General features: G+C 74.7%; 8 protein-coding genes and 1 pseudogene. 3 read left to right on the top strand and 6 right to left on the bottom strand.

Annotated features, from left to right (window positions below):
- Together ACFU99_RS21050 and ACFU99_RS21045 are read right to left on the bottom strand one after the other, a co-directional pair.
- Window positions 1–2038, bottom strand: a 2038-nt coding sequence (locus ACFU99_RS21050) for an FAD-dependent oxidoreductase (RefSeq protein ID WP_384394187.1), incomplete at its 3' end; no start/stop codon positions are given.
- The gene (locus ACFU99_RS21045) at window positions 2035–3240 is read right to left on the bottom strand and encodes an NAD(P)/FAD-dependent oxidoreductase (protein WP_384394185.1); all 1206 of its coding nucleotides are present in this window, start codon (window positions 3238–3240) and stop codon (window positions 2035–2037) included. The genes ACFU99_RS21050 and ACFU99_RS21045, both read right to left, overlap by 4 nt.
- 134 nt (window positions 3241–3374) lie before the next feature.
- Here ACFU99_RS21045 and ACFU99_RS21040 point away from each other — a divergent pair, with 134 nt between their 5' ends.
- Window positions 3375–4733 (top strand): diaminopimelate decarboxylase, encoded by a 1359-nt coding sequence (locus ACFU99_RS21040; protein WP_384394183.1) that lies wholly within the window; start codon window positions 3375–3377, stop codon window positions 4731–4733.
- 9 nt (window positions 4734–4742) lie between these two features.
- Here ACFU99_RS21040 and ACFU99_RS21035 read toward each other — a convergent pair whose 3' ends face one another.
- On the bottom strand, window positions 4743–5159 hold the full coding sequence (locus tag ACFU99_RS21035; protein WP_384394181.1) for a type II toxin-antitoxin system VapC family toxin: 417 nt from the start codon (window positions 5157–5159) through the stop codon (window positions 4743–4745).
- The gene (locus ACFU99_RS21030; RefSeq protein ID WP_384394180.1) at window positions 5156–5410 is read right to left on the bottom strand and encodes a hypothetical protein; all 255 of its coding nucleotides are present in this window, start codon (window positions 5408–5410) and stop codon (window positions 5156–5158) included. The genes ACFU99_RS21035 and ACFU99_RS21030 overlap by 4 nt, the downstream gene beginning before the upstream one ends.
- A 200-nt stretch (window positions 5411–5610) precedes the next feature.
- Between ACFU99_RS21030 and ACFU99_RS21025 the strand changes: the two genes are divergently transcribed.
- On the top strand, window positions 5611–6960 hold the full coding sequence (locus ACFU99_RS21025) for an alpha/beta hydrolase family protein (protein ID WP_384394178.1): 1350 nt from the start codon (window positions 5611–5613) through the stop codon (window positions 6958–6960).
- Between the two features lie 18 nt (window positions 6961–6978).
- On the opposite strand, the gene ACFU99_RS21020 is transcribed toward ACFU99_RS21025, so the two are convergent.
- Window positions 6979–7884, bottom strand: a complete 906-nt coding sequence (locus tag ACFU99_RS21020; RefSeq protein ID WP_384394176.1) for a MurR/RpiR family transcriptional regulator — start codon at window positions 7882–7884, stop codon at window positions 6979–6981.
- A gap of 69 nt (window positions 7885–7953) precedes the next feature.
- On the opposite strand from ACFU99_RS21020, the gene ACFU99_RS21015 reads away from it, so the two are divergent.
- The gene (locus ACFU99_RS21015; protein ID WP_384394189.1) at window positions 7954–9447 is read left to right on the top strand and encodes a purine-cytosine permease family protein; all 1494 of its coding nucleotides are present in this window, start codon (window positions 7954–7956) and stop codon (window positions 9445–9447) included.
- Here the strand turns inward: ACFU99_RS21015 and ACFU99_RS21010 are convergent.
- A pseudogene (locus ACFU99_RS21010) lies at window positions 9389–9514 on the bottom strand (hypothetical protein); the annotation flags it as partial. The gene ACFU99_RS21015 and the pseudogene ACFU99_RS21010 sit on opposite strands and share 59 nt — an antisense overlap.

The following is a 9514-nucleotide window of genomic DNA, read 5'->3' as shown; positions in this document are numbered from 1 at the left end:
TGGGACCGCCGGTCGGCGGGACGGCGACGCCGGGCGGCGCAGGCGCGCCAGGCGGAGCGACAGGGCTCGGCGTCGTAGGCGGGGCGGCGGCGGGCGCGGCAGGTTCCGGGGGTTCGGCGGCGGGTGCCGGGAAAGCACCAGGCTTTGCAGGCGCGGCGGGCGACGCGGGGCCGCCGGGCGCGGCAGTGTCGGCCCGGGACGCGGCGGCGTCGCTCATTTCCGGCGTGGCGGCGGATGACTTGGCGGGGGCGCCGACAGGCCCCGCCGTCAGCCGCGACGCGGCAGCGGCGATGGCACCGGCGAGTTCCCCCTCGGCGGCGGCCGAGCCGGCTCCGCCGATCCCCGTGAGGTCCCCGGCCGCGTAGACGCCCGGCACGGTGGTGGCCTGGTGGGCGTCGACGATGACGTGGCCGTCGCGGAGGGCGCAGCCCGCGGAGAGGGCGAGTTCGAGTTGGGGGGTGAAGCCGTAGCCGGTGCACACGGCGTCGACGCCTTCGAGGCGGCGTTCGCTGCCGGGCCTGATGTGCCACCCGGCATCGAGCCGGGCGACGGTGACGGCTTCGACGCGGTCGTGGCCGTGCGCGGCGACGACGGCGCTGCGCGAGCGGTAGGGGACGCGGTGCCGGGCCAGTTCGGCGGCGTAGGAGGAGAGTTCGGACGCCTTGGCACGGCCTCCGTCGCGGACGGCGGTGACGGGGTGCCGCAGCCAGCGGGCCGCGGACCCGGCCTCGTACACGCCGAGCACGCGCGCGCCGACGGCGAGCAGGGAGGTGGCGACGGGCAGCAGGAACGGTCCCGTACCGGCCACGACGACGCGCCGCCCGATCGCGGTCCGCTGCCCCTTCGCGAGCGCCTGCGCCGCGCCGGCCGTCACCACGCCGGGCAGTTCCCAGCCGGGGAACGGCAACGAACGGTCGTACGCGCCGGTACACAGGACGAGCGCGTCGGCGGCGAGCGTACGGGGCGTACGGCGGGTTCCGTCGGCGGGGCCCTGCTGGACGTGGACGAGGTGTCGGCGGCCGGGGCCGGGGCCCGGCTCCAGGGCCCATACGTCGGCGCGGGACAGGTACTCGATGCGGGGGTGGTCGGCGACCGACCGTTCCAGCGGATGCCCGCCTCCGCCGGAGAACCCCGCGGGCGGCAGCCGGTGAAACTGCCCCCCGACCCGCGCACCCCCGTCGACCAGCACCACCCGCGCCCCGCCGTCACCCGCCGCCAACGCCGCGGCCATCCCGGCGGGCCCGGCCCCGACGACTACGACGAGCGGCTCGTCCGGGGGCCGCCCTACGTGCCGGGTCGGGGCGGCACCGTCGCGCGCCTCGGCCGCCGACATCGGCGGTCCTGGCCGCGCACCGCCCGGACCCCCGGCGGAGGCGTCCGTACCGCGCACACCGGCCGCATCGGGAGGCGCCCCGACGCCCGGACCGCCGTCCGGACCCACCACACCCGCAACCGTCCCCGCCCCGGCGGCAGGCCCCTCGGCCCACTGCCCGGCATCAGCAGTCACACCCCCGACCGGCCGTCCCTCGGCCGCCGACACCGGGGGCCCAGGCCGCCCACCGCCCGGAACCTCGGCGGAAGCGTCCGCACCGCCCGCACCGGGACGCGCCCCGTGCCCCTCCGCTGCTGCGACGCCCGGACCTACCCCACCCCCACCCGCCGTCGCCGGAGCCGGCGCCCCCGAAGCCGCCGCGCCCGGCCCCCCAGCGGCCGAAGCCGTAGGGGCAGCCGCCCCCTCCCCGGCCCCGCCCCCTCCCGGAGGGAGCACCGCCCCCCGCTGTGTCTCGATCCGGTCCCCGTCCGCGGCCTCCCGTCGGCAAGCCCGTACATCCGGCAGGCCGTTGACGACCACCAGGCAGTCGTGGCAGACGCCGATGCCGCAGAACAGGCCGCGGGGGCGGCCCCCGTCCCGCGTCGTGCGCCACGCCACACGTCCCATGGCCAGCAGCACCGCGGCCACGGACTGTCCCGGCAGGGCCAGTTGGGGGCAGCCGTCCACCTCGACGCGGACGGTCCGCTTCGGCTGCTGCGGTGTCATGAGGGGACGGCCTCCAGACCCGGGCGGGCGACGCGGAAGGGCTCCGGGTCGAGGTGGGGTTTCTCGCCCGCGTAGAGCTCGGCGAGGAGTTCGCCGGTCGCGGCGGCGAGGCCGATGCCGGCGCCTTCGTGGCCGGTGGCGTGCCACAGGCCGCGGCGGCGGGGGTCCTCGCCGATGACGGGGAGGTGGTCGGGGGTGTACGGGCGGAAGCCGCCGTACGCGCGCATCACCGGTACGTCCCGCAGCGCCGGGAACAGCCCCGCGGCCTTCCGCGCCAAGACGCTCAGCACCACCGCCCGTACCGTCTCGTCGAAGCCGACGCGCTGGCGGCTGGAGCCGATGAGGACGGTCCCGGCGCGCGTCGCCTCGACCACCGTGGAGGTCTGGAGCGCGGCGTCGCCGCTGCCGACGGCCCCGACGTAATCGGCGTCGTACACCTTGTGCCGCACGGCGCCCGGCGGCAGCGGCGCCGTGACGAGCACCATGCCGCGCCGCGGCAGCACCGGCAGCGGCGCCCCCGCGGCCGCCGCGAACTCCCCCGCCCACGGGCCGCAGGCGTTGACGACCGCGCCGCACGGCACGGGCCCGGCCGAGGTCCGTACCGCCCGCACCGCGCCGTCGCCCCGGCACTCGACGCCGAGCGCGCGGACGCCCGTACGTACCTCCCCGCCCCGCGCCCGTACGGCGGCGAGCAGCGCGGTGGCGGCCAGTACGGGCTGGAGCTGGGCGTCCTCGGGGTAGAAGACGGCGGCGCGCACGTCGCGCGTCAAGTTCGGTTCGTAGGACGGGACTTCACCGGCCGGGAGGTCGACGGCCGTCACGCCCGCCGCGCGCTGCGCCGCCGCGAAGGAGCCCAGGGCCGCCGCGCCCGCCTCGGCCGTGGCGACGACGAGCCCGCCCTTCGGCTCGTACTCGCACTCCGCGCGGCCCGGCCCCAGTTCGTCGGCGAGGGCCGCGAGGAGCAGCGGCCAGCGGGCCAGGGAGGCTCGGGCGAGATCGAGTTCGGGGCCGGGCGGTTTGTCGGAGACGAGGAGGTTGCCCTCGCCGCGCGCCGTGGTGCCGGAGCTGACGGCCGCGTGGTCGAGCACGGCGACGCGCGCGCCGCGCCGGGAGAGCGCCTCGGCGCAGGCCGCGCCGATGACGCCGCTGCCGACGACGGCGACGTCGGGGTGGGAAGGGGAGGGGAGCCGGAGAGCGCGCACGGGCGTACCGCCGTTCCGCCGAGGGGGCGCCGTGACGCTATTGCGGCTCCGGTGGAAGGTCAACACCGCCTGGGGGCGTGGAACAGGCCACACAACGGTGGCCCCGATGCCCGTCTCAATGATGAAGTAGGTTGATGAACCAAGGAATCTCAGACGCCGAAGGGTCGGCCGCGCGCCGCGACGCCGCGGTGCGGGCCGCCGTGGAGCAGGGCCTGATCGGCCCGGCCGAACCGGTCGTCGGGCTGCTGGACGTGACGGGCATCCGCGCCTCCGCCAGGGCGCTGCGCGCGGCGTTCGAGGAGGTCAGCGCACCCGGCACGGAGGTGCTGCACGCCTTCGCGGTGAAGGCGGCGTCCCTGGTGCCGGTGTTGCGGCTGCTGTACGAGGAGGGGCTGGGCTGCGAGGTGGCCAGCCCCGGCGAGCTGGCGCTGGCCCGCGCGGCGGGCGTGCCGCCGAACCGTACGGTCCTGGACTCGCCCGCCAAGACCCCGGCCGAATTGCGCGAGGCGCTCGCGCTCGGCATCGCCCTCAATGCCGACAATCCGGATGAACTGGCCCGCCTGGACGCCCTCACCCGCTCCGCGCCGACGGCCTCCCCGCTGGGTCTGCGGGTGAACCCGCAGGTGGGCGGCGGTTCGATCGGCGCGCTGAGCACGGCCACGAAGACGTCGAAGTTCGGCGTGGCGCTGCGCGACGAGGGCGCGCGGGAGTGGGTCGTACGGGCCTTCGCCGACCGCCCCTGGCTGACGCGGCTGCACGCGCACGTGGGGTCGCAGGGGATGCCACTGGAACTGATGGCGCGCGGCGTGCGGGAGACGTACGAACTGGCGGAGGAGATCAACCGCACGGTGGGCCGGCAGCAGGTCGACACGGTCGACATCGGCGGCGGGCTGCCGGTGAACTTCGCCTCCGACGACGTCGATCCGTCGTACCGCGCGTACGCCCGGCTGCTGGCCGAGACCGCGCCGGGGCTGTTCGACGGGCGGTACGGCCTGGTCACGGAGTTCGGCCGGTCGCTGCTCGCGAAGAACGGCACGATCGTCGCCCGCGTCGAGTACGCCAAGTCGGCCGGGGGCCGGGCCATCGCCGTGACGCACGCGGGCGCCCAGGTCGCGATGCGCACCGTCTTCGCCCCGCGGTCCTGGCCGCTGCGCGTCGCGGCCTTCGACGAAAAGGGCCTCCCGAAAACGGGCGAACCCCTCCCCCAGGACGTAGCCGGCCCCTGCTGCTTCGCCGGCGACCTCATCGCCGAAAACCGCCCCCTCCCCCGCCTCGAAGCCGGCGACCACACCGCCCTCCTCGACACCGGCGCCTACTATTTCTCCACCCACTTCGCCTACAACAGCCTCCCCCGCCCCGGCATCTACGGCTTCACCACCAACCCAGCCGACGAAACGGTCCGCTTCACGCCCGTACGCGCCCCGCAGTCCATCCCGGACCTGGTCGCGGAGAGCGGCGGCGAGTACACGAACGGCCTCAGCGGCCTGCGGTGACGAGGACGGCTACGGCAGGAGGGTGAACGCCTCCACGTGCTTGGGGCGCACGGCGGAGAAGTGGCGGCGGTCGATGGTGGCGACCTCGGTCAGCCTCAGCCGCTCGGCGACGGCGACGACGGCCGCGTCGACCGTGCCCAGCGGGAAGTCCGCGTACTTCCGGAGCAGTTCGGCGATGCGGACGTAGTCCGCGCTGACCAGGTCGACGACTTCGAGCGTGCCGACGGCGAAGAGGTCGATGAAGACCGCTTCGTCGTCGGGGCCCAGCCGACGCTCGATGAGCCACCCGGTCTCCGCTACCACCGGCGCCGGCACCAGCAGGCGTCCACGCAGCGCGCTCACGTGGCTGACGCACCTGCGGTGGTCGTCGTCGCCTTCGTCCGCGATCGCGTAGAGGACACCGGTGTCCAGCAGGTGTTCCTTCACCGGTCCTCGTCGCTCCACTCCTGGATCAGTTCGCGGTGCCTGCGCGCGGTGTCGGAGTGGCCGGAGCGGCCCATGCCGATGAATGCCGCGAATCCGGGGCGTTCGATGGCCGGTGGCATGGTGTCGTCCTCGTCCACATACGGGGCGAGGTCGGGGTCGGACCGCAGCAGGGCCAGCGCGCGGGACGCGCGGTCCGGGGGGAGCCGGTCCAGCAGGTGGCGCAAGCGCTCGTAGTCCTCCGCGGCCGTCATGGCTGCGAGCCTACGCCGCCGGGGCGGGCCGGGGCGGGCTCTCGCGCGGCGCTCACCCGAACGTGCCCGCCCCCGCCCCGTCATACCCCGGTATCACCGCCCCTTTGGCTCCGTCGTATGACGCCCCGTGCCCCCTCGTCGCCATAGCGTCGACCGCAGTGATCCGCCGGTGGAGGCGGGGCTCGGGAGGAGTTGGCGTGATGTCGGCGTACGAGGACAGCAGGCGGAACATTCGGCGGCCCGGCCGCCGCCACGTCATGGCGGGGGTCGCCGCGCTGGCGGCCGTCGGAGTGCTGGGGGCGGCGGCGCCGGTTCAGGCGCAGGCGCACGGCACGGAATCGGTCGGCGTACGGGCTCAGCGGGCGGCGCGTGCCGAGCTGCCCGCGCCCACCGGGCCGTACAAGATCGGGACCAGTTCCCTGCGCCTCACCGACCACAGCCGGGCCGACCCCTGGAAGCCCGCGGAGCGGCGGGAGGTGATGGTCAGCTTCTGGTACCCCGCCGGGGGAAGCGGCCAGCGCACCGCCCCCTACATGCGGCCGGAGGCCGCGGCGCACTTCGGGTCCGCCGACGGCGCCGCCTCCTTCAATCACAGCCTTCCCGTCGGCGCGACCGACTGGGCCGCCACCCGCACCCACGCCGTCGAAGGCGCGCCCGTCGCGCGTGGCGGCGGCGGCAAGCGGCCCGTCGTCCTCTACTCGGCGGGGCTCGGCGACCCGCGAACCTGGAACACCGCTCTCGTGGAGGAGCTGGCCTCCCGCGGCTACGTCGTCGTGACCGTGGACCACACCCATGAGGCGTCCGAGGTCGAGTTCCCCGGCGGGCGGCTCGTGCCCTCCGTCTTCCCGGATCTCCTCAAGCAGCCGGATCTGGACGTCGGCGCGGTGCTGCGCACGTCCATGAAGACCCGCGTCGCCGACACCCGCTTCGTCCTCGACCGGCTCGGCGGGCTGCGCCACGAGCACGGGCTCCCCCGCGGCCTCGCCCACTCCCTCGACCTGCGCCGCGTCGGCATGGCCGGGCAGTCCGCCGGCGGCTTCACCGCCGCCCAGGCCATGCACGACGACCGGCGCATCAAGGCCGGGATCAATATGGACGGCCAGATGGACTTCCCCGACGCCAAGGGCTCCAACGGTCAGGGCAGCGAGCTGAGTTCCGTCGCGCGCGACGGGCTCGACCGGCCGTTCCTGCTGATGGGCACCGACGCCGAGGGCTCCGGGGACTACCGCCGACAGCCCTCCTGGAACGCGTTCTGGAAGAACACCCGCGGCTGGCACGCGAACCTGACGATGAAGGGCGGGCAGCACGGCTCGTACACCGATGCCGCCGCCCTCCTCCCGCAGCTCGCCCGCCAGGGCGCGGTCCCGGCGGACGTCGTCACGAAGAACATCGGGACCGTGCGCCCCGAGCGGGCGGTCGCGGCCGTGCGCGCGTACACGGTCTCCTTCTTCGACCGCTGGCTGCGCGGGACCGACGACCACCTGCTGGACAAGGACCCGAAGGGCTCGAAGGACTCGAAGCGGTTCCCCGAGATGGTCCGCGCCGAATAGCCCGAACGGCCCAACCCGCTATTCCGCGAACAGGCCCCGCTCCGTCGCCTTGGCGTCGAACTCCTCCAACCTGGCCTGCGCGTCCGGCAGTTCGTCGCACATCGCCTCCAGCAGCACCCGCCCCAGCAGCATCGGCGCGCACGCCGTGTCGAAGGCCAGGCCGGTCCCCACGGCCGCCGGCAGCAGCAGGTCGCTGTGGTGTGCCACGGGCGCGAAGGCACTGTCGGCGACGGTGACCACCCGCAGGCCCGCGCCGCGCGCGTACTCCAGCGCCTCGACGACCTCGCGCGGATGGCGCGGCAGCGCGAAGCAGAGCAGGGCGGTGCCGCCCGCCCGTACGGCCGCGTCCACGCGGTCCGCGAGCATCGTGCCGCCCTCGTCCAGGAGCCGTACGTCCGGGTGGACCTTCCGGGCGAAGTACGTGAATCCGGCGGCCTGGGCGGAGGCGGCGCGCAGCCCGAGGACCGGCAGCGGGCGCGAGCGGGCGAGGAGCCGGCCGGCCTCGGCGACGGGCGCCGGGTCGGCGAGGAGCGCCGCGAGGTGGCGCAGGTTGTCGATCTCGGCGTGCACGGCCTGCTGGTATTCGTTGTACGAGCCCTCGCCCGCGAGCCGGCCCGCCCCCTCCCCCGCGAACTGCCCGCCCGGCGCGACCTCGCGCAGGTGGCGGCGCAGCGCCGGGTAGCCGTCGAAGCCGAGCGCGACGGCGAAGCGGGTGACGGAGGGCTGGCTGACGCCGGCCAGTTCGGCGAGTTCGACGCTGGAGTAGAACGGCGCGTCGCCCGCCTGCCGCACCATGCAGTGCGCGATGCGCCGCTGGGTCGGGGTCAGCCGGTGCCCCTCGAAGAGCTTCTGAAGCCGCGCGGCGGCCCCGGACACCCCTCCTGAGCTGCCGTTTTCGGTGGCGCTCCCGCCATTGCCCTGCATGCTGTCCTCCTGGCGTTTCCCGCCGGACTATTGACTTCTATTCACTCACCTATGACTGTGCATGACTATATGCAGCCCCGGGCCCCGCCCGAACGCACCGCCATAGGGAGGCACGGGATATTGGCCATCGAACGCCGCTCCATCGACGTCGTCCCGGACGACGAACGCCATGGCACCGCCTTCAGCCAGTTCACGCTCTGGCTCGGCGCCAACCTCCAGATCACCGCCGTCGTCACCGGCGCGCTCGCCGTCGTCTTCGGCGCGACCGCGCTCTGGGCGCTGGTCGGGCTGCTGCTCGGCAATCTGCTCGGCGGCGCCGTCATGGCGCTGCACTCCGCGCAGGGCCCCAAGCTCGGCCTGCCCCAAATGATCTCCTCCCGTGCCCAGTTCGGCGTGCGCGGCGCCGTCGTGCCGCTGCTCCTGGTCATCCTGATGTACATCGGCTTCTTCGCCAGCGGCACGGTCCTCGCCGGCCAGGCGGTCGGCGAGCTGACGCACCTCGGCGACACCGCGGGCATCGTGATCTTCGCACTGGTCACCGGCGTCACGGCAGCCGTCGGCTACCGCCTCATCCACGCGCTCGGCCGCGTCGCCTCCGTCGTCTGCGCCGTCGCCTTCCTCTACCTCGGCGCGCGCCTGCTCCACCGCGCCGACCTCGGCGCGCTGCTGCACGACCGCTCCTTCGCCCTGCCCGTCTTCCTGCTCGCGGTCTCCCTGGCCGCGTCCTGGCAGCTCGCGTTCGGCCCGTACGTCGCCGACTACTCCCGCTATCTGCCGCGCTCCACCTCCGGCCGGGCCACCTTCTGGTGGACGCTGGGCGGCTCCGTGCTCGGGGCGCAGTGGTCGATGACCTTCGGGGCGCTGGCGGCGACCGCCGCGGGCGGCGCGTTCGTCGGGCACGAGGTCACCTACATCGTCGGCCTGGGCGGGGACGCGGCGCTGATCACCGCGGCCCTGTACTTCGTCATCGCGTTCGGCAAGCTCACCATCAACGTGCTCAACACCTACGGCGGCTTCATGTCGATGGTGACCAGCATCGGCGGCTTCCGCGAGCAGCGGACCATCACGCCGCGCGCCCGCGCCGCGTACATCGCCGGGATCATGGTCGCGGGCACGGCGGTCGCGCTGCTCGGCAAGGACAGCTTCCTGTCCTCCTTCAAGGACTTCCTGCTCTTCCTCCTGACGTTCTTCACGCCGTGGAGCGCCGTCAACCTGGTCGACTTCTATCTGATCTCCAAGGAGCGCTACGACATCCCGGCGCTCAGCGACCCCGCCGGGCGGTACGGCGCGTGGCGCGCGCCCGCCCTGATCGCGTACGGGGTGGGGGTGCTGGCCCAGTTCCCGTTCCTGGCGACGTCGTTCTACACGGGGCCGGTGGTCGGTCCGCTGGGCGGCGCGGACATCTCCTGGATCGTGGGGCTGATCGTGCCGGCCGCCCTGTACTGGCTGCTCGCGCGCGGCGGTGCGGCGGCCGACGGCGCCGCACCGGAGGACGGGCCTACGCCGGAGGAAGCAGCTTCTTCTGCGGCTTCCCCATCGCGTTCCTCGGCAGCTCCTCGATGAAGCGGACCCGGCGCGGCCGCTTGTGCGCGGAGAGCCGCCCGGCGACGAAGTCGATCAACTCCCCGCC

This window comes from Streptomyces sp. NPDC057654, assembly GCF_042800135.1.
Taxonomy (GTDB): Bacteria; Actinomycetota; Actinomycetes; order Streptomycetales; family Streptomycetaceae; genus Streptomyces.
The sequence above is the reverse complement of the archived record's forward strand: the minus strand, read 5'-3'. Positions and strand labels throughout refer to the sequence as shown.

Excerpts from the sequence above, each read along its gene's own strand:
- ACFU99_RS21040 (WP_384394183.1), top strand. The coding sequence starts at position 3,375 with ATGAACCAAGGAATCTCAGACGCCGAAGGGTCGGCCGCGCGCCGCGAC.
- ACFU99_RS21030 (WP_384394180.1), bottom strand. The coding sequence starts at position 5,410 with ATGACGGCCGCGGAGGACTACGAGCGCTTGCGCCACCTGCTGGACCGG.
- ACFU99_RS21025 (WP_384394178.1), top strand. The coding sequence starts at position 5,611 with ATGTCGGCGTACGAGGACAGCAGGCGGAACATTCGGCGGCCCGGCCGC.
- ACFU99_RS21020 (WP_384394176.1), bottom strand. The coding sequence starts at position 7,884 with ATGCAGGGCAATGGCGGGAGCGCCACCGAAAACGGCAGCTCAGGAGGG.
- ACFU99_RS21015 (WP_384394189.1), top strand. The coding sequence starts at position 7,954 with ATGCAGCCCCGGGCCCCGCCCGAACGCACCGCCATAGGGAGGCACGGG.